The organism is Euzebyales bacterium (assembly GCA_035461305.1).
In the GTDB taxonomy this organism is placed as follows: domain Bacteria; phylum Actinomycetota; class Nitriliruptoria; order Euzebyales; family JAHELV01; genus JAHELV01.
This window is the reverse complement of record DATHVN010000151.1, coordinates 1-18187: the sequence shown is the minus strand read 5'-3', so window position 1 is coordinate 18187 and position 18187 is coordinate 1. Positions and strand designations below refer to the sequence as shown.

Here is an 18187-nt window from a genome sequence, read left to right as displayed (position 1 = left end):
ACCGGACCAGCCGCAGCTGGCGGTCGAGGAACGCCATGCGCCGGATGTGGGACCGCTGGTGCTCGGACACAGGCTCGTCGAACGGCGGTGCGACGCCCGTGTCGGTGCGATCACGGACGCCGTCGCCGGCGAAGCACAGCTCGATCGCCTCCACCCACGGCAGCACACCCAGGGCCGCACGCGCGTCGGCAAGGATCAGCCACCCGAAGCGCTGGAGCTGGAAGAACGACGGCACCCGCAGCCGCACATGCACCCGTCCGCCATCGATCGACACCTCGGACACGAAACCGAGCTCCGTGATGGGACGGCCCAGCTCCGGCTCGACGACGGCGCTGAGCGCCTCCCGCACCTGCTGACCAGCCGTGAACCGGTCCATGCGCGTCAGGACGTGATCACCGGGCGAGGGACTGGCAGCGTCGGGCACGTCCGGTGCCCACGGTGCTCGAGCACGGCGGCCTCCCTGTCGCGTGCGTTCCCGTGGCCCGGGCACCGTCCAGCGCACCCACGACCTTGCGTGAGGCTAGAGCCGGCCTGTCGGGGCGTCAACGCGCCGGATCGCAGGGCGCACGTGGTCATCGCGGCCGCGAGACACCCCAGCCACCCGCCCATCGATGGATGCGCTCACGCTCCCGCCGCCAGCCGGCCGAGCACGGCGCGCAACGTGGCGTCGTTGCTGCTGGTGACCGGCACCCCGAGGATGTCGCCCAGGCCGTGGAGGCCTCGACGGCGCGGAAGTTGGTGCAGGAGATGAACACGGCGTCGGCGGCCGCACCGCCGAGCTCGTCGCGGACGAACGCGACGATCTCGCCGGGAGCGGTGTCGCCGATGCGCCGGTTGTCGGTCAGGGCACGAGCAGGCCGGCGCGGGGGCGCGGGTTGTCCTTGGCCTCGAGCCTTCCCGCGCGGTGTTGCCACATGCTCATCCAGCGGCCGCCGTCAGCGCCCCATCGATGTCGGCGATCAGGTCGGCGACGCCTTCGACGCCCACGGACAGCCGGATCAGTCCAGGCGGTGCGCTCTCTCCCGGCCAGCGGGCCCGCCGCTCCCACGACGACACGACGCCACCGAAGCTCGTGCCGGGGCGGATCAGCTCCGCCGCGGCGACCACGGTGTCGGCGGCGGCCGCGCCGCCGGCGACCTCGAACGACAGCAGCGGTCCGTAGCCGGTCATCTGGCGGTCCGCCACGGTGCGGTGCGGTGCGAGTCCGGGATGGTGGACCGCCGTGACCACGTCGCGGTGCTCGAGGTGATGGGCGATCTCCAGTGCACTCGCAGACTGCGCGGCCAGGCGCAGCGGCAGCGTGGCGAGGCTGCGGGCGGCCAGCCATGCCTCGAACGCCCCCGGGATCCCGCCGGTCAGCGTCCGCCACTCCCGCAGCCTGTCCGCCAGCGCACCATCGCGCGTCACGACCGCCCCGAGCACCAGGTCGGAGTGGCCGGCGGCCGCCTTCGTCAGCGAGTAGACGGTGGCGGTGGCGCCGAAGCGCCCGGGTTGCTGCAGGACCGCGGTCGCGACGGTGTTGTCGGCGACCATCCGGGCGCCGCGGCGTCGGCAGATGTCGCCGAGGCGCGCGAGGTCGGCGACGCGCAGGAGCGGATTGGTCGGCGTCTCGACCCACAGCGCGGCGTCATCCACGGCGACCGCTCCGTCGACCGCGGCCGCGTCGAGCAGATCGACCGCACGCACCTCGACACCGGTGGCCACGCCGACCAGGTGCGCCAGGGCCCGGGTGTTGTAGTAGCCGTCGCCGGGGACGACGATCCGACGGTGGGTGCGTGCAAGATCCGCGAGCAGCGCGTGCGATGCCGCCTGTCCCGAGGCGAACAGCACGGCGTCGGCCTCCTCCAGCGCACCCAGGCCGCGCTCGACCACCCGCCAGTTGGGGTGATCGCCGCGGAGGTAGTCGGACGCCTCGGCGGTACCCGACGACACCAGGTAGCTGGACATGATCAGCTTCGAGCCGGCCGGGTCACCGGGAGACGGCGGCGGCATGGCATGCAGCAGGACGGTGGAAGGATCTGGGGACATCGGGCCTCCAGGAGGCGATAGGCCGGCGGTCCGGCTGGACGGTGCGGAGTGATGCGTGTGAACCAGACGTCGTGGAGCGTGCCCCGTGGGCGATGACCATGCCGCGGGCGTCGACGTCGGTGGCACGTTCACCGACGTGGTCATCGTGGCACGCGGCGGCACCACGCTGCGGCCGCGCGCCGTCAAGACCCCGACGACGCCCGACGACCAGGGTGTGGGGGTCGCCAACGGGCTCGACGCGGACGGGTCCGGTGACGCCGCGCGCCTCATGTGCCACGGGACCACGACCGCGACCAACGCCATCCTCGAGCGCGACGTCGCACGGACGGTGCTGGTCACGACGGCCGGCTTCGCCGACATCCTGATCATCGGCCGCCAGGCCCGGCCGTCGCTGTACGACCTCACGGTCACCCGGCCGGAGCCGCTGGTCGCCCCTGACATGGTGGTGACCGTCGACGAGCGCACCGGCGCCGACGGCGGGACGATCGTCGGGCTGAGCAACGAGGAGATCGACCGGGTCGTCGACGCCGTCGCCGCCCTCGAGCCCGAGTCGGTCGCCGTCACGCTGCTGTTCAGCTACGCCGACGACACCCACGAGCGACGGCTGTGCGCCGCGCTCGTGGACCGCCTCGGGGTGCCGGTCACCCGGTCGAGTGCGTTGCTGCCGGAGTTCCGCGAGTACGAGCGCGCGTCGACCTGCACGCTCAACGCCGCCGTCGCGCCGCGGATGCATCGCTACCTGTCCGGCCTCGAGGACCGGCTGCCCGACATGACCATTTCCGTGATGATGTCGGGCGGCGGCACGACCAGCCTCGACCACGCGGCCGACGAACCGGTGCACACCCTGCTCTCGGGACCCGCCGCCGGCGTCGTCGCGGCCGGAGCGGTCGCGGCGGCCGCCGGCTACCCCGACGCTGTCGCGTTCGACATGGGTGGCACCTCGACGGACGTGTGCCTGATCCGCGACGGGCAGCCTGAGATCTCCAGCGAGTCGAGCATCGACCGCCTGCCCTTCAGGACGCCGTCGGTCGCGATCCACACGGTCGGTGCCGGCGGCGGCTCGATCGCGTGGATCGACCAGGGCGGCGCCCTACGCGTCGGCCCCCGGTCGGCGGGGGCGGACCCGGGTCCGGCGTGCTACGGCAGCGGCGGCACCGAGCCCACGGTCACCGACGCCCACTGCGTGCTCGGCCACCTCGACCCGGACCGCGAGCTGGGCGGCGGCCTCGTGCTCGACGTCGGCGCCGCTGAGGACGCGGTCGACACGCTGCCCGACGACGCGGACGGGGCCCGGGGCATCCTGACCGTGGTGCGGGCGACCATGAGTCGCGCGCTGCGCAAGGTGTCGACGGAGCGTGGGGTCGACCCGGGCGGCCTCGCGCTGGTCGCCTATGGCGGGGCCGGCCCGCTGCACGCGAGCGCGCTCGCGCGCGACCTCGGCATGCGTGCCGTGATCGTCCCGCCCGCCGCCGGCGTCCTGTCGGCGCTCGGGCTGCTGCTGGCACCACCGCGGGCCGAGGTGTCGCGGACGCTGATGACCGTCGCAGGCGAGGATCTCGACGACGTGTGGCGGCAGCTGTCCGACGACGCGGGCGCGGCGCTGCAGGCCCAGGGCGCGGTCGGCGACCGGACCCTGACCAGGATCGCCGAGTGCCGCTATGCCGGGCAGTCGCACGAGCTGCGGGTCGACGCCGACGATGGCGACGTCGTCGCCGCGTTCCACCGCGAGCACGAGCAGGCGTACGGCTACCACATGCCCGACGAGCAGGTCCAGCTCGTCACCGCCCGCGTCGTCGCCGAGGGTGAACCGGTGCTGGCCGAACCTCCGAGTGAGTGGGACCAGGACGTGGCGGACGAACGCACGCGCGAGATCGTCGCCGACGGCGAGCGGGTGAAGGCTCGCGTGGTGGCACGCGGTGCACTGGACGTGGGCAGCGAGCTCACCGGACCGGCGCTGGTCGAGCAGTCCGACACCACGACGCTGCTCGCGGAGGCCGACACCGCCCACATCGACGAGCACCACAATGTGATCATCACGTTCCACGACGGGCAGGACCGATGATGGCCGACCAGACGCTGTCCGCCGTTCAGCTCGAAGTCGTGCGCCACGCCCTGGCGGGGATCGCCGACGAGATGGGCGTCGCCCTGCGGCGGGCCGCCTACTCACCGAACATCAAGGAGCGCGCCGACTGCTCCGCCGCCGTGTTCGCCCCGGACGCTCAGATGGTCGCGCAGGCCGAGCACATCCCGGTCCACCTCGGCGCGATGCCGCGCAGTGTCGAGGCGGCGATCGAGCGCTTCGGCGACCGTCTGACTCCCGGCACCCAGGTCCTGGTCAACGACCCGTACGCGGGCGGCACCCACCTGCCCGACCTGACGCTCGTCGCCGCGGTCGGCGACGACGAGGGCACCCTGCTCGGCTACGTGGCCAACCGGGCCCACCACGCCGACGTCGGTGGCGCCGCACCGGGCTCGATGCCCGCCAACGCCACCGACATCGCGATGGAGGGGCTGCGAATCCCGCCGATCCTCGTCGCGGTCGACGACGAGGTGCGTGACGACCTGCTGGAGCTCATCGCCGCCAACTCACGGACGCCGCGTGAGCGCCACGGGGACCTGCGGTCCCAGTTCGCCGCGAACCACGTCGGCGCCCGGCGCCTGCGCGAGCTCTCGTACCGCTACGGCGTCGACGGGCTGCACACGGCGATGCGCGAGGTCTGCGACTACTCGGAACGGCGGGTCCGCGCCGCGGTCACCGACATCCCTGATGGCACCTACCGGGCCAGCGATGTCCTCGAGCTCGAGGACGAGGCGACCATCGCGGTCGAGCTCACGGTCGACGGGCACAACGTGACCGCGGACTTCACGGGTACCGACCCACAGGTCGCCGTCAACGTCAACGCCGTGCTCGCGGTCACCGTGTCGAGCGCCTACTTCGTGCTGCGCATGCTGACCGATCCCGACGCCCCACCCAACGCCGGCTGCTACCGGCCGTTGACCGTCGTGGCACCCGCGCGCAGCCTCGTCGACGCCCGCCACCCCGCGCCCGTCGCGGCCGGCAACGTGGAGACGTCGCAGCGCATCGTCGACGTGCTGCTCGCCGCGTTCGCCCAGGCGCTGCCCCACCGCGTGCCCGCCGCGAGCCAGGGCACCATGAACAACCTGCTGCTCGGCGCCAGCGAGCCCGAGGCCTTCAGCTACTACGAGACGCTCGGTGGCGGCGAGGGCGCAACACCGGACCGCGACGGGCAGTCGGGCATCCACACCGGCATGACCAACACGGAGAACACGCCCGCCGAGGCGATCGAGCTCGACTACCCGCTACGGATCTGGCGCTACGAGCTGCGGCCGGACTCGGGAGGCGCCGGCGACCACTGCGGCGGCGACGGTCTGGTGCGCGAGATCGAGGTCCTGGCCGACCGGGCCACGCTGACGCTGCAGACCGAACGGCGCGCGCACGCGCCGTCGGGCCTGCACGGGGGCGCCGACGGGGCGGTGGGTCGCAACGTCGTGATCCGTGCCGGCGGGGGTGAGGAGCCGTTGGCCGCCAAGGGGACGTGGCAGTTGCGACGCGGCGACCGCGTCCGAGTGGAGACGCCCGGAGGCGGTGGCTGGAACGCACCCGACGACTGATCGTTTCGACGGCGGGCCATGGCAACCGACGACACGTCCGGGACCTCCGGACGCACCCGCGTCCGCGACAACCTCGCAACCTCGGCCCCGGCCTGCTGACGCCGCCTCAGGCGTGCAGCTCGGTGCGCAGCTCGTGGGTGCCGTCGGGCCGGCGCGCCTCGTAGTACAGGCGGTGTCCGCCCTGCGGCAGCGGCAGCACCTCGAGGTAGCGGACGTCGGCGATCGGGTCGCCGTCCGCGGCGCACAGGTAGGGTCCCTCACCGGACGGCACCGCGAGACCGGTCCGCTCGAACCAGTTCTCGTCCGCCGTCGCCCGACCGTCGTAGCAGGCGCGGCCGTCGGGCAGGACGCTCGTGACCCGCGCGCCGCGGGCATCCCAGCAGCCGTCACGGCCCTGCAGCACGGTGCCGTGCCACCGCCAGGCGACGCCGTCGTCGGACGTGGCGTACGCCGTCGACATCCGGTCCTCGGCGCCGGGGATGTCCAGTGGGTGGACGCACACCCATGCGTGCCAGCCGTCACGTGACCGCCGCACGATCGGATCCTTGACCGCGTCGAGCGGCCCGCCGAGGTCCATGCGGCGCAGGTCGGCGGTTGGCAGGTCCGCCAGGCGCCGCGCCTCCAGCAGCCCGATCCACCACGCCTTCGTACCCGGCTCAGCGCACGACACGTACAGCCGCCAGCCGGCCTGCACCGGCACGAGCGCCGCGCGCTCGACCATCGCAACGCCGAGGTCGGCGGACGCCACCGCCGCCAAGGTGTCGAACGCGATGCCGTCATCGGACCGGGCCAGCACGACGCGGTCGTCGTCGCCACGCGTCCGATACGCCAGCAGCACGGCGTCGCCGTCGGGCAGCGCGGAGGGCGCGCCCGCCCAGCGCTGGGCGCCGCGGGTGGGAGGCGGGATCGCGACGTGGCTGCGCGCCCGTCCCGGTCGTGGGAACGTCTCGATCCGGTGTGTACGCATGACTGCACTGTGCTCGCGCCGGGCGGTGTGCGAAACTGGCAGCTGTGCCCCATTACCGGAAGATCCTGCCATCATGGCGGTGATGTCGGTCGCCGCGGTCGTCGGCTCGCGGATCGCCGGCTTCGAGCTGGGCATCCTCGGCCAGATCTTCGGGCTCGACCGATCCGACGAGGGACTGCCGACCTACGACTTCGTCGTCTGCGGCCCTCGACCTGGACCGGTGCCGACGACCTCCGGCTTCACGGTCGAGGTCGCCCACGGCCTGGAAGCGGTCGCCGGCGCCGACATCGTCGCCATCCCCGCGTGGCCGGACCTCGACGACGCGCTCGACCCGCGCATCTGCGAGGTGCTCGCCGCCGCCCACGAACGGGGCGCCGAGCTCCTGTCGATCTGCACGGGGGCGTTCGCCCTCGCAGGTGCCGGCCTGCTCGACGGCCGCCGTGCCACGACCCACTGGCAGTTCGTCGACCGCCTCGCGTGGAGGTTCCCGCGTGTGCAGGTCGAGCGTGACATGCTCTACGTCGTGGACGGTCCGCTGCTGACCAGCGCTGGCGCGGCCGCGGGGATCGACGCATGCCTGCACCTCGTCCGGCGCCTCCACGGCGCCGCGACCGCCAACGCTGTCGCGCGGCGCATGGTCGTGCCCGCCCACCGCGAGGGAGGCCAGGCGCAGTACGTGGAGCTCCCGCTGCCCGACGACCCGGATGACGGCATGGCCGAGCTGGTGGATTGGATCGTGCAGCACCTCGACGAGCCGCTGACCGTCACGGCCCTCGCCGGGCACGCGCGGATGTCACCACGCAGCTTCGCGCGTGACTTCCGTGCCACGACCGGGACGACTCCGCACCGGTGGCCGCTCGACCAGCGCCTGCAGCGCGCCGAGCTGCTGCTCGAGACGACCGATGCCGCCGTCGACGTCGTCGCCCACCGGGTGGGATTCGGCAGCGCGGACACGTTGCGCCATCATTTCGCGCGCCGCCGTGGCACGACACCGAGCGCCCACCGCGCCGCGTTCAGGACGAGCCCGTCCTGAGCGCGCCTGCGGTCAGGGACGGATCAGCGCGGCGACAGCCTCGACGCGGGCACCAGCTCCGCCAGGTTGGACGACACGGCCGTCATCAGCCCGTTGACGTCGCCCAGGCCGGCACGTTCGAGCAGATGCTTCTCGTTGAAGACCCAGGTCCGCCGTCCGCACATGATCGCGTGGCCCGCTTCGAGCGTGACGCGGCTGAGCTGGTCCAGGGTCCTGACCGCGTCGCCGCGTCGTGCGCGCATGCCGGCGTGTTCGAGCGAGAACCAGGCGCTGAACCGCCACCGCTCGACGACCGCCACCGCCAGCGCCTGCGGGTCCCCCCCCCGCATGGCGCCGTCGAGCAGCATGCTGCCGGCAGGCCCCCCCCCGCGAGCGTGTAGGTCGGGATGCCGGCGAGGTAGGCGAGGTCCAGCGCCCCCGCGGTGGTAGGCACCGAGGTCCCAGTCGCTGTGCGGGTCCGCTGCGCCGGTGATGCGGGGACCTGCCGAGCGCGACGCCCACGACGCCGCCCAGCGCCCGCACGACGGCGACGATGTCCGCGACGGCGAGATCGATGCGCACCGTGGCGACCGTAGGGCACCGACGGTCACTGCTCCCGCACGTCGACCCACTGCACGAGCTGCACGATCACGCCGTTGGGGTCGATGACCTGGAAGTAGCGTTCACCCCAGGGTTCGGTCTCGATCGCGGTCGTGATCTCGACGCCCTCCGCCCGGACGCGGCGGTACTCGGCGTCGACGTCGTCGACGACGAACACGAGCAGGATGCCGTCGGCGCGGTGCGTCGCGCGTGCTGCCGGCTTGAACGTGGCCAGACCGGTGCGCAGGAAGATCACGTTGAAGCCCGCGTCGGCACGAGTCAGGGAGACGAAACCGTCGTCGGCCATCTCGGTCGTGAAGCCGAAGTGGTCGCCAAGGAACGACGCGGACGCGTCGACGTCCTCGACGGTCAGCGACACGGCGGATGCGGAGATGTTCACGTGGGGGCTCCGGTCGGGCGGTGGTGGCCATCAACGTACAACGTACGGTGTTATGCTGCACCTGGTCCGGCCCCTCACGAAGAGCGCTGTCGGCAGCTCGCGGGCACACCACCGTTGCCGAACAAGAAGTGCAAAGAGAACCTCGATCGACGCGGCGCCGGCGATCAGGGCAGGATGACGAGCTTGCCGATCGCTTCCCGGCCGCCGATCCGGCGCAGCGCGTCGGTGGCGTGGTCGAGGTCGTAGGTCCGGGAGACGAGCGGATCGATCCGTCCGTCGAGCCACCAGCTGCCCAGTGTCTCGAAGTTGCGGCGGTTCCGTAGGGGCTCGGTCGCTGCGAAACGACCCCAGAAGACGCCCACCACTGCGCAGCCCTTCAGCAGCGGCAGGTTGGCCGGGATGGAGGGGATGTCGCCCGACGCGAAGCCGACGATCAGCAGGCGGCCGTTCCACGCGGTCGACCGCAGCGCTGCCTCCGTCGCGGGCCCTCCGACCGGGTCGAGGACGACGTCAACGCCGTCCGGTGCGAGCTCCCGCAGGGCCTCGCGCAGGTCGCGCTCGTCGTAGCGCACGACGTCGGCGGCGCCGCCGTCGCGGACGGCCTCCGCCTTCTCGTCCGAGCTGACCGCCGCGATGACCCGCGCGCCCAGGGCGGTGCCGATCTCGGTGGCCGCGAGACCGACGCCGCCGGCAGCTCCCAAGACCAGCAGCGTCTGCCCCGACCGCAGATCACCGCGGTCGACCAGCGCGTGGTACGCGGTCCCATAGGCCAGGGGCAACGTCGTCGCGACGTCGTACGGCATGTCCTCGGGCACGGGCATCACCGCGCCCTCGTCGACCACGACCTGCTCGGCGTAGCCGCCGTGGCCGACCGGGGCGTAGACACGGTCGCCCACCTGGACGCTCGACACGTCGCCGGCGACCTCGATCACGTCACCCGCGACCTCGGCTCCGGGCGCGAACGGCAGGTCGGGACGCTCCTGGTACAGCCCGCGGATCATGAGCAGGTCGGGGAAGTTGACGGCGGCGGCGCGGACCGCGATGCGCGCCCCACCTGCGCGCAGCTCCGGCTCCGGCAGCTCGCCGACGGCCACGCCGTCGAGTCCGTCGAACGACGAGCACACGAGCGCACGCATCAGCGTCGTCCGTTGGCGGAGCGGTTGCGTCCCGTCATGAGTCAGACCCCCGGCTCACGTGCGGCTCGGGGGCACCCTACCGCATGACCCGGCGCACCGAAGGCCGTCGCCGAGCCGCGCCACCGGCCGACCGCTGGCATTCGCGGGATCGCGGCCGAGTACGATCCGCTGCGCCGCCGACATCGAGGCCACCCAATGCCCACGCCCCACATCGCCGCCGACGAGGGAGCGTTCGCCGAGGACGTGCTGCTCCCGGGCGATCCGCGTCGCGCGCAGCACATCGCCGAGGAGTTCCTCACCGACGCCCGGCAGGTGACCGCGGTGCGCAACATGTTGGGCTTCACTGGCATGTACGACGGCATGCCCGTCTCGGTGATGGGCACCGGCATGGGGATCCCGTCCGCGCTGATCTACGCCACCGAGCTGATCGATCACTATGGGTGTCGGAGGCTGGTGCGCGTCGGCTCGTGCGGCGCCGTGTCAACCGACATCGCGCTGCGCGACGTCATTGTGGCGATCGGGGCTTGCACGGACAGCAACGTGAACCGGACACGCTACGGGGGCTGGGACTTCGCGGCCACGTGCGACTTCGGCCTCGCGCGGGCCGCGGTCGACGCCGCCACGACCCGAGGGCTGCCCGTCCACACCGGCAACCTGCACTCGGCGGACCTGTTCTACCACCCGGATCCAGCGTCGATCGACACGATGGAGCGCATGGGCGTGCTCGCCATCGAGATGGAGGCGGCCGGCCTGTACGGCCTCGCCGCGTCCGCTGGGGTGCGGGCGCTGGCGATCTGCACCGTGAGCGACCAGCTCCGCACCGGTGAGGCGGCCACGACCGACGACCGGGAGCGGTCGTTCGACGACATGGTCGTCATCACGCTCGACGCGCTGCGGCGCGACGCCGCAGCGTAGCGGCGCGGCGCCGGAGAAGCCCGGCCGCCACCGCGGAGGACATGGCGTGCCGGCCGGTGGTCGGGGCCACGAGGTCTCGTGCTGCGAGTGATGTCGGGCGGGTGCCACGTACCGGCGATGAGTACCGGCACGTTGACGCGTCGGTACATCGAGCACCGCAGCGGACGGCACGGTCCCACGGAGGAGTCGATCGACGGTGCGTGGCGTGGTGTTCGAGCGGTATGAGGGCACCGAGCTCGCGACGGACGAGACCGGCGTGTTCCGCGGCGGCGGGCCACTCATCGCCTGGTTCACCGACCCCGCCGGCAATGTCCTCAGCGTGATCCAGCTCGACTGATCCAGGCGCACGATGCCAGGCCGGGACCGACGCCCCGGCACCCGGCACGCCGACGTCAGGCGAACACGATCCAGACGAGTGCGACGCAGATCACGACACCGATCGAGAGGAACAGGTCGCGCCGTCGGTCCCGCTCGGACTCCTCGAGATCGAGCAGCTCTTCCTCCAGTTCGGTCTCGGTCCGTTCCTTCGTGCCCACCTGGCCCTCCCCGGTCGGCGGCGCCTCGTCGCGTCCGTCGCGGCCGACCCGTCGCGCGACGGGCTCGTCAGCGGTCTCGAGGGTCAGACCCGCGATCTTGTCGTGGGGCGGTTCGCTCGTCGCCATGCTGACGCCCACCAGGATCACGACGCAGATCACGAAGAGCACGACCCCGAAGTGCAGGAAGTTGAACTCGGCGATCGACTTCAGGAGGCCTTCCGAGAGGCCCTGCTTGTCGGCGCCATTCACGAGCTCGAGCACCAGCCGGGTCGCACCGAGCACGAGCCGCTGAGCAGGCACGCCATCGCACCGCTCGCGTTGATCCGCTTCCATGCCAGGCCGAACAGGAACACCGCCGCGATCGGCGGCGCGATGTAGCTCTGCACGCTCTGCAGGTACGTGTAGAGCGTCGACGAGATCGAGTCCATGAACGGGACCCAGGCGAACCCGGCCGCCGTGAGGCCGACGGTCGCGAGGCGGCCGACCCACACCAGTTCGCGCTCGAGTGGCCTGCGGCTTCCACTCGCGGTAGACGTCCCAGGTGATGAGCGTGGAGGTCGAGTTGAAGACGCTCGACAGCGAGCTCATGAGGGCGGCGAGCAGCCCGGAGACGACGAGACCGGATGCCCACCGGTAGCACCTGCTGGACGAGCGCCGGCAGGGCCTGGTCAGGGTTCTCGAGGTTCATCTCGCCACTCTGGGCCAGCGCGGCCGCGATCACGCCGGGGATCACGAAGATGCCGGTCGGCCCCGCGGGGTGAGCGCCGCCGTGACTGATCCTCTTGGTACGGCATTGAACCACAGCGGGTCGCATCGCACGACACCCGATCGCATGTGCCCGGCTGCATTGGACGATCCGGCACCTGTTGTCCGACGGGCCGGGTCATCGGCCGGACCGACCGAACGTCGGGTTGTTGCCCCTGCACGGGCGGGCATACTCTCGGGAGCTACGTACGCGACGGACGGGTTCCGACGGACAGGAAGCGCGCCGCATGACCAGCACGACCACGACGAGCCCATCGCATCGGGTCCGGCCGCGCGTGTCTGACGGCGACGACAAGCGGTACGCCCACATCATCAGGGCGCCCAACGCCGATGCGGTCATCACCGAGGCGATGGTCACGGGGACCCCGGTGGTTGCTCTGTGCGGGAAGAGGTGGGTGCCAAGCCGCGATCCGTCCCGCTATCCCGTGTGTCCGGTCTGCAAGGAGGTCCGGGCCCAGATGTCGGGCTGAGCGCCGTCGCATGACGGGCGTCGCGGCCCTCCCCGACGACCTCGTCGCGCGGCTGCGTCCGCATGCCGTGCCCGAGCGGGCCGAGGGCGAGCGCCGCTACCTCAAGAGCACTCTGCGCCACCTCGGCGTCCCGATGCCCCGGCTCCGCTCGACCACGCGGGCTTTCCTCCGGGACCACGACGACCTGGACACGACCGCCCGGCTTCGCCTGGTCCAGCAGTTGTGGGACCGGCAGGTCCACGAGCTGCGCAGGATCGCCGTGCTGCTGCTCGAGGACGCGGCGGACGACCTCAACGCCGACACGCTGGACCTCGTCGAACGCCTCGCGCGCGACGCCAAGACATGGGCGCTCGTTGATCCCCTCGCCATCGGCGTGGCCGGGCGGATCGCGCTGTGCGACGACCGCGTGTGGCAGCGGACCGACAGGTGGGTGGCCGACGACGACGTCTGGGTGCGCCGTACCGCCCTGCTGGCCCACCTCCCGGCCCTGCGGACCGACCGCACGCGGTTCGAGCACTTCGCCGGCCAGGCGGACGCGTTGCTCGACGACGGCGAGTTCTTCATTCGCAAGGCCATCGGCTGGGTCCTCCGCGAGGTCGCGCGACGCGACCCCGCGATCGTGACCGCCTGGCTCGAACCCCGGACGTCTCGCCTGTCGGGTCTGACCATCCGGGAGGCCGTCAGGTACCTGCCGGCCGCCGACCGCGACCGGCTGCTCGCCACGCACCGCCGCGCATGACAGGCGAACCCGCGCGCCCGCCGGCCGCGCCGCGAGGCGGCACGAAGATCCGTCTGCGCAGGGTCCGATCCGACGACGGCCCTGACCTCGCGCGGGCCTGGACCGACCAGGCCGAGATGTACGCACGACTCGATCCGGAGGTGTTCAGGATCCCGTCCGGCGACGGGCTCGGCGCCTGGCTCGTCGGGAGCCTGGCGGAGCAGGCCGACCCCCAGCGGCGGCTGGTCCTCGTGGCCGACGTCGACGGCGCGGCCGTCGGGTTCGTCGTCGCGGCCGTCGTCGCGCCGCACCCGGCGCCCGAAAGGCAGATGCAGCGCGGCCTCGACACCCGCAGCGTTCGGATCGAGGCGCTCGTGGTACGCCGCGACCAGTGGCGGCGCGGCGTGGGCACGCGCCTGGTCACTGCCGTGGAGGACTGGGCCCGCAACCGCGGAGCCACACTGGTCACGGCACAGGCGTTCACGGCCGGTCCGGCCGCCGACTTCCTGGCAGCACGGGGCTACGCTCCGCGCGCGGTGGTGCACGGCAGGCCGCTGTGAGTCGGGTTCGCGCAGGATCGTGGCCGCCTGCGCTGACCCGTGGGCGGCCGATCAGTCGCCACCGAACAGGCCGTACACCGACCACCCGCGATCCGGGAAGCCGACGGCGTCGGCCACGCGGGCCGACGCGCCGTTGGCCGGGTCGTGCAGGTAGGTCGGCAGGCCGCCCTCGTCGATGATCCTGCGTGCCGCCTGCGCCACGAGCCGACGCGCCAGCCCGCGACCCTGCAGCGCGGGGGTCGTGACGACGGCGATCTCGTGGCCCACCGGGTCGTGGCGCTTGATGCCGACGCCGGCGCCGTAGGCACCGGCGTCGTCCCACGCGATCAGCACGGGACCGTAGTTGAACGGCCGCAGCCAGTCGGGCACCCGCGGGTGGGACCCCTCCACCCAGTCGCCCGCATCGGGCAGCTGCCTGACGCCGGCGACGCAGCGCGACCAGCGGAACACGCCACGGCCGAGGATCCGCCCGGACGCGCCGACGGCACGAACGATCGCTCGCCGCACGTCGGGGTCGTCGAGGCGGCCGAGCGCCCGCGTGACCGCCTCGACGCGGTCGGGTGGCACGGACAACAGCGTGCGACGGGGCGTGCCGACACCGACCAGCGCCGTTGTGCTGCCGTCCCATCCGGGCTCCAGGCGCGCCCGCGCGCCGACGACGTCGACCGCGACGGCCGGGGGCCACGCGCCGAGCCACGCCCGGAGGTGCGCGGTCAGCAAGCGGTCTGCATCGCCGTTGGTGGTCATCGCCGCGGATCGTACGGTGCGTCCGCGAGGCGCCGCCGCGTGGCGGCATGGCGTGTGGGGCGCGCGCACCGCGGTGGATCGTGACGTCCGTCCGGGGGGCCAGCGCAACAGTGTCCGTCGAACGTCACAGCCCTGGCGGCCGGACGGCCACGCCCGGCTACGTGGTCCGCACGACCGTGTACGTCGTCGGGCCGCAGGACGCGCTCGCGACCGCATGGTCGGTCTTCCGCGACTCGGGTGTCAGCGGAACGCCGATGGCGCCGAGCACGCTGCTCGGCGTCGCCCGCCTTGGCTACGAGGGCCAGCTGGTCGAGGTCGACGCGATCGTTCTGCTGGTCGCCGGAACGTCGCGTGGCATAATGGGACTACCGAGCGCTATCTCACATGGCAAGATGTTACTAGCCTTGTTGAATGGACCGGAACGTGGCGCGGCGCAACCTCCGACGAGCTGACGATCGATCGGGCACCCGGCACCCGGCGCTTTCGCTCGACGACGTGGCGCCCTGGGTGTTCCCGTTCGACCGCACCCGCCACGAGCGCGCACGCCGCCTGCTGGGTCCCGACTCCGCTGACGTCTTCACCCGGCCGGTGGCGACCGCCGACATCATCGACTTCCACGCGCGCGAGTACGAGGGTGCCTGCATCGAGTCCGGCCAGTACGTGTGGTGCGCCGACACCGCGTCGACCCAGGCGGTGCTGGCCCTCAACCGCCTCGCCGACGTCGAGGAGCGTCACCTCGTCCTCGTGGGCGGCGAGCCCGGGCACGACACGCTCACGCTGGCGGGGCTGGCGGTCACCCATCGCCGCCAGCTGGCCCAGCGGATGCCCGCGACCCAGCGCCCGCTGCTCGCCCTGTCGCTGGTCCTGCTGACCCATCAGCTACATGCCGCCGGCCGCTTCGCCGACGCCGTCGCCACCGGGCAGGAGGCGGTCGACATCCTCAGCCGCATGCTCGGCGATGTCCACGACATCGATGCGCGCCCGGCGCTGGTTCTGGCGCTGGACGTGTCGCTGATGACGCGCCTGGTCAACGGCCGGCGGTTCGACGCCATGGAGGACCTGGTCCGCGCGACCGACGTGCTCGAGGCGCTGGTGCGCGACCGCCCCGAGCACGACGACGACCTGGCACACCACCTCGAGGTGCTGGCGCTGACGACCGGCAGCCCCGACCTCGACGACGACACCCGGACGCTGCTCGACCGCACCTCGCGGTGGGACCTGACGCTGCGCGAGCCGCGCAGGATGGCCCCGCCCGCGCTGCTGAGCTCGTCGCGCACCGAGGCCGACGAGCTGTACGACGACAGTGTGCACCTCGCGACGTCCGACGGCGACGGCCCGGCGGCGGCCGCAGCCGCCGGTGCGGCCGTGTCCGCGTACCGCCGCATCCTCGCGGGCCAGCCAGCCGAGCGGTGGCACGCCACCCTGCGCCAGCTCGCCCGGGCGCTGTGGCGCCGCGCCGTCGTGCTCAGTGAGCTGCTCGACCGCCCGCGTGACGCGCTCGGGCCCGGCCGCGAGGCGCTGTCGCTCACGCGCCGCGTCCTGCGCGTCGTCGAGCGGGCCGAGGAGTTCGACGAGCTGGTCGGGGAGCTCGGCGTCACGATCCACGACCTGAGCACCATCGCGATGGCGGCGGGCCTGGTCGGCGAGCACGACCAGCTCGCAGAGGAGGTCGCCCGCCTCGACACCACCAGCGTCGGCCGCGACGCGATGCGCACGCTCGGAGCCGCGCTGCACAACCGTGCCGCCGAGGCATGCGAGACCACGGTGGCGCTCGCCGAGCACGGTCGCGGCATGCGGGCAACGGTCCTGGCTGGGATCCGCAACAGCGCGCAGGCCGTGGCCGTCCGTCGCGAGACGGCCGACGACGACCCGATGGCGCAGTGGGAGCTGGCGAACTCACAGCTCGCCCACGGGCACCTGCGGTGCCTCAACGGCGAAGGCCAGCAGGGCGCGCAGTCGATGGCCGACGCGTACCACACGGTGCTGACCCTGGCGGGCCCGGCCGGCCAGACGATGCGCGAGGCCGCCGAGGCCGCCCTGCTCGCGGCCTGCGCGGCCTACCCGGACGTCACGCCACGCGACGACTGGCCGCTGTGACCCGACCGGTCAGCGGCGCGGCGCTCGCCGACTGGTCCGTCGCGCCGTGGGGTGCGCACCGTGCGCTACGATCGCCGCCGCCCGACGATCACATCCGAGTTGGAGGACGGACGGGGATGGCTGAGTCCGCACTGCCGTACACGATGCCCGTGGGAGCGCAGTCCGCCGACGTGCGCCTAGCGTTCCTGCGCCGCGTCTACGCCCACCTGGGCGGGGCCGTGCTGGCCTTCGTGCTGCTCGAGTACGCCCTGTTCACGACCGGCCTCGCCGAGGCGATCACCGCCTTCGTGCTGGGCACGAGCTGGCTGCTGATCCTCGGCGGGTTCGTGCTGATCTCGTGGCTGTCCACATCGGTGGCGCTCCGCGCGACCACGCCGGCAGCCCAGTACGGCGGGTACGCGGCGCTGATCGTCGCCGAGGCGCTCATCTTCGCGCCGATGCTGTTCATCGCGTCGCTGCAGGCACCGGGGGCCATTTCACAAGCTGCCATGCTGTCGGTCATCGGCTTCGCCGGGCTCACGCTGGTCGCGCTCTCGTCGGGCCGTGACTTCTCGGTGCTCGGCGCCCTGCTCAAGTGGGGCGGCATCGTCGCGCTCGTCGCCATCGTGGCGGCCGTGCTGTTCGGCCTGGAGCTGGGGACGTGGTTCAGCGTCGCGATGATCGCCTACGCCGGTGGCGCGATCCTGTACGACACCGCCAAGGTCCTGCGCGTCTATCCGTCGGATCGCCACGTCGCCGCATCGATGCAGCTGTTCGCCAGCCTGGCGCTGCTGTTCTGGTACGTACTGTATCTGCTCATGCGTCGCTGATCCGACGCCGTCCGTCCCCCGGTCCGGTCCGCGTCGAGATCGTCGCTGGCGTCGAGCAGCGGCAACGCTGCGTTCGCCCGACCCGTCCATCCGCCACCTGCGCGGAGCAGCCATCCGTCGACGACCTCGGCCTCCAGCCCTGGCCATCCCAGCGCGGCGATCCGCTCGAGCTCCAGCACGGCCCTCGTCGTCCTGGACCGTGTGCCCTCACCAGACATGCCGACGGCCCGACACGGCGTGCCAGCAACGCAACCGCGGCGCGCCTACGCACGAACGGTGCGGGCACCGTGACCCGTGGGCCAATGGATTGAAAACGGGCCTGGTGGGTATCGGCCGCCCGCCATAGTCCCGCGACTCACCCACTCGCATTCCTCCGCCACGGAGCATCCAACATGAGCGACGGTCTGATGAGCGGTACGTACAAGACGCTGCCGGAGCAACGGGAGGTGCTCAGCCCCGCCGAGGAGCGCTTCGAGCGCCTCCGCCAGACATCGGGGCTGATCCTTGGTCCGCTGGCCTTCGTCCTGGTGTACGCCGCGCCTCTGGACCTGCGGCCCAACCAGCAGGCGCTCGCGGCCATCCTGGCGTTCACGATCGTGTGGTGGCTGACGGAGGCCGTGCCCATCCCGGTCACCGCTGTGATCGCCCTCGCACTGTGCGTCCTGCTGTCGGTGGTCGCGCCGACCGAAGAGGATGCGACCGGCGACATCGTCTACGGTGCGTTCTCGTCACCCACGATCTTCCTCTACATCGGCGCATTCATCATCGCGCGCGCGATGATGCTCCATGGCCTG

Annotated in this window: 20 protein-coding genes; 11 read left to right on the top strand and 9 right to left on the bottom strand. The window is 72.4% G+C overall.

From position 1 onward, the window contains the following. A partial coding sequence (locus VK923_13990; protein ID HSJ45787.1) for an iron-sulfur cluster assembly protein occupies positions 1 to 376 on the bottom strand: 376 nt, incomplete at its 3' end. A 542-nt stretch (positions 377 to 918) separates the two neighbouring features. Continuing rightward, the gene (locus VK923_13985; GenBank protein HSJ45786.1) at positions 919 to 2028 is read right to left on the bottom strand and encodes a PLP-dependent transferase; all 1110 of its coding nucleotides are present in this window, start codon (positions 2026 to 2028) and stop codon (positions 919 to 921) included. An 85-nt stretch (positions 2029 to 2113) separates the two neighbouring features. Here VK923_13985 and VK923_13980 point away from each other — a divergent pair, with 85 nt between their 5' ends. Together VK923_13980 and VK923_13975 are read left to right on the top strand one after the other, a co-directional pair. Further along, positions 2114 to 4090, top strand: coding sequence for a hydantoinase/oxoprolinase family protein (locus VK923_13980; protein ID HSJ45785.1), 1977 nt, complete (start codon positions 2114 to 2116; stop codon positions 4088 to 4090). Further along, complete coding sequence (locus tag VK923_13975; GenBank protein ID HSJ45784.1) at positions 4090 to 5661, top strand: hydantoinase B/oxoprolinase family protein; 1572 nt, start codon at positions 4090 to 4092, stop codon at positions 5659 to 5661. The genes VK923_13980 and VK923_13975 overlap by 1 nt, the downstream gene beginning before the upstream one ends. A 106-nt stretch (positions 5662 to 5767) precedes the next feature. Here the strand turns inward: VK923_13975 and VK923_13970 are convergent, their stop codons facing one another. Beyond that, the gene (locus tag VK923_13970) at positions 5768 to 6628 is read right to left on the bottom strand and encodes a hypothetical protein (protein HSJ45783.1); all 861 of its coding nucleotides are present in this window, start codon (positions 6626 to 6628) and stop codon (positions 5768 to 5770) included. A gap of 73 nt (positions 6629 to 6701) precedes the next feature. Between VK923_13970 and VK923_13965 the strand changes: the two genes are divergently transcribed. Next, entirely contained in the window at positions 6702 to 7661 is a 960-nt protein-coding gene (locus VK923_13965; protein ID HSJ45782.1) for a helix-turn-helix domain-containing protein, read from the top strand. 23 nt (positions 7662 to 7684) lie between these two features. Here VK923_13965 and VK923_13960 read toward each other — a convergent pair whose 3' ends face one another. From VK923_13960 to VK923_13950, 3 genes are all read right to left on the bottom strand, one after another. Beyond that, positions 7685 to 7990 carry a hypothetical protein gene (locus tag VK923_13960; GenBank protein HSJ45781.1) on the bottom strand — a complete coding sequence of 102 codons (306 nt, stop codon included), beginning with the start codon at positions 7988 to 7990 and terminating at the stop codon, positions 7685 to 7687. A gap of 257 nt (positions 7991 to 8247) precedes the next feature. Then, the gene (locus VK923_13955; protein ID HSJ45780.1) at positions 8248 to 8640 is read right to left on the bottom strand and encodes a VOC family protein; all 393 of its coding nucleotides are present in this window, start codon (positions 8638 to 8640) and stop codon (positions 8248 to 8250) included. A gap of 164 nt (positions 8641 to 8804) precedes the next feature. Then, positions 8805 to 9776: an NADPH:quinone oxidoreductase family protein gene (locus VK923_13950; protein HSJ45779.1), complete on the bottom strand. Its 972-nt coding sequence runs from the start codon at positions 9774 to 9776 to the stop codon at positions 8805 to 8807. Positions 9777 to 9971: 195 nt separating this feature from the next. On the opposite strand from VK923_13950, the gene deoD reads away from it, so the two are divergent. Further along, entirely contained in the window at positions 9972 to 10691 is a 720-nt protein-coding gene (deoD, locus tag VK923_13945) for a purine-nucleoside phosphorylase (protein ID HSJ45778.1), read from the top strand. Between the two features lie 205 nt (positions 10692 to 10896). After that, positions 10897 to 11028, top strand: coding sequence for a hypothetical protein (locus VK923_13940; protein ID HSJ45777.1), 132 nt, complete (start codon positions 10897 to 10899; stop codon positions 11026 to 11028). 55 nt (positions 11029 to 11083) lie between these two features. Here VK923_13940 and VK923_13935 read toward each other — a convergent pair whose 3' ends face one another. Continuing rightward, the gene (locus VK923_13935; GenBank protein ID HSJ45776.1) at positions 11084 to 11527 is read right to left on the bottom strand and encodes a hypothetical protein; all 444 of its coding nucleotides are present in this window, start codon (positions 11525 to 11527) and stop codon (positions 11084 to 11086) included. After that, on the bottom strand, positions 11473 to 11718 hold the full coding sequence (locus VK923_13930) for a hypothetical protein (GenBank protein HSJ45775.1): 246 nt from the start codon (positions 11716 to 11718) through the stop codon (positions 11473 to 11475). Before VK923_13930 ends, VK923_13935 begins: the two co-directional genes overlap by 55 nt. 754 nt (positions 11719 to 12472) lie before the next feature. On the opposite strand from VK923_13930, the gene VK923_13925 reads away from it, so the two are divergent. Further along, a complete protein-coding gene (locus tag VK923_13925; protein HSJ45774.1) occupies positions 12473 to 13201 on the top strand; it encodes a DNA alkylation repair protein in 729 nt (242 codons plus the stop codon). Further along, the gene (locus VK923_13920) at positions 13198 to 13740 is read left to right on the top strand and encodes a GNAT family N-acetyltransferase (protein ID HSJ45773.1); all 543 of its coding nucleotides are present in this window, start codon (positions 13198 to 13200) and stop codon (positions 13738 to 13740) included. Before VK923_13925 ends, VK923_13920 begins: the two co-directional genes overlap by 4 nt. Before the next feature lie 51 nt (positions 13741 to 13791). Here VK923_13920 and VK923_13915 read toward each other — a convergent pair whose 3' ends face one another. Further along, positions 13792 to 14487 (bottom strand): GNAT family N-acetyltransferase, encoded by a 696-nt coding sequence (locus VK923_13915; protein ID HSJ45772.1) that lies wholly within the window; start codon positions 14485 to 14487, stop codon positions 13792 to 13794. An 80-nt stretch (positions 14488 to 14567) separates the two neighbouring features. On the opposite strand from VK923_13915, the gene VK923_13910 reads away from it, so the two are divergent. The 4 genes from VK923_13910 to VK923_13895 form a co-directional block, all read left to right on the top strand. Then, positions 14568 to 14939: a hypothetical protein gene (locus VK923_13910; GenBank protein ID HSJ45771.1), complete on the top strand. Its 372-nt coding sequence runs from the start codon at positions 14568 to 14570 to the stop codon at positions 14937 to 14939. A 43-nt stretch (positions 14940 to 14982) separates the two neighbouring features. Next, positions 14983 to 16584, top strand: a complete 1602-nt coding sequence (locus VK923_13905) for a hypothetical protein (protein ID HSJ45770.1) — start codon at positions 14983 to 14985, stop codon at positions 16582 to 16584. 116 nt (positions 16585 to 16700) lie between these two features. Beyond that, a complete protein-coding gene (locus VK923_13900) occupies positions 16701 to 17393 on the top strand; it encodes a Bax inhibitor-1 family protein (protein HSJ45769.1) in 693 nt (230 codons plus the stop codon). Between the two features lie 392 nt (positions 17394 to 17785). Then, on the top strand, positions 17786 to 18187 hold a 402-nt coding region (locus tag VK923_13895; protein HSJ45768.1), incomplete at its 3' end, for an anion permease.

Excerpts from the sequence above, each read along its gene's own strand:
- VK923_13960 (HSJ45781.1), bottom strand. The coding sequence starts at position 7,990 with ATGCGGGGGGGGGACCCGCAGGCGCTGGCGGTGGCGGTCGTCGAGCGG.
- VK923_13900 (HSJ45769.1), top strand. The coding sequence starts at position 16,701 with ATGGCTGAGTCCGCACTGCCGTACACGATGCCCGTGGGAGCGCAGTCC.
- deoD (HSJ45778.1), top strand. The coding sequence starts at position 9,972 with ATGCCCACGCCCCACATCGCCGCCGACGAGGGAGCGTTCGCCGAGGAC.
- VK923_13920 (HSJ45773.1), top strand. The coding sequence starts at position 13,198 with ATGACAGGCGAACCCGCGCGCCCGCCGGCCGCGCCGCGAGGCGGCACG.
- VK923_13965 (HSJ45782.1), top strand. The coding sequence starts at position 6,702 with ATGGCGGTGATGTCGGTCGCCGCGGTCGTCGGCTCGCGGATCGCCGGC.
- VK923_13925 (HSJ45774.1), top strand. The coding sequence starts at position 12,473 with ATGACGGGCGTCGCGGCCCTCCCCGACGACCTCGTCGCGCGGCTGCGT.
- VK923_13985 (HSJ45786.1), bottom strand. The coding sequence starts at position 2,028 with ATGTCCCCAGATCCTTCCACCGTCCTGCTGCATGCCATGCCGCCGCCG.
- VK923_13975 (HSJ45784.1), top strand. The coding sequence starts at position 4,090 with ATGGCCGACCAGACGCTGTCCGCCGTTCAGCTCGAAGTCGTGCGCCAC.
- VK923_13950 (HSJ45779.1), bottom strand. The coding sequence starts at position 9,776 with ATGCGTGCGCTCGTGTGCTCGTCGTTCGACGGACTCGACGGCGTGGCC.
- VK923_13915 (HSJ45772.1), bottom strand. The coding sequence starts at position 14,487 with ATGACCACCAACGGCGATGCAGACCGCTTGCTGACCGCGCACCTCCGG.
- VK923_13970 (HSJ45783.1), bottom strand. The coding sequence starts at position 6,628 with ATGCGTACACACCGGATCGAGACGTTCCCACGACCGGGACGGGCGCGC.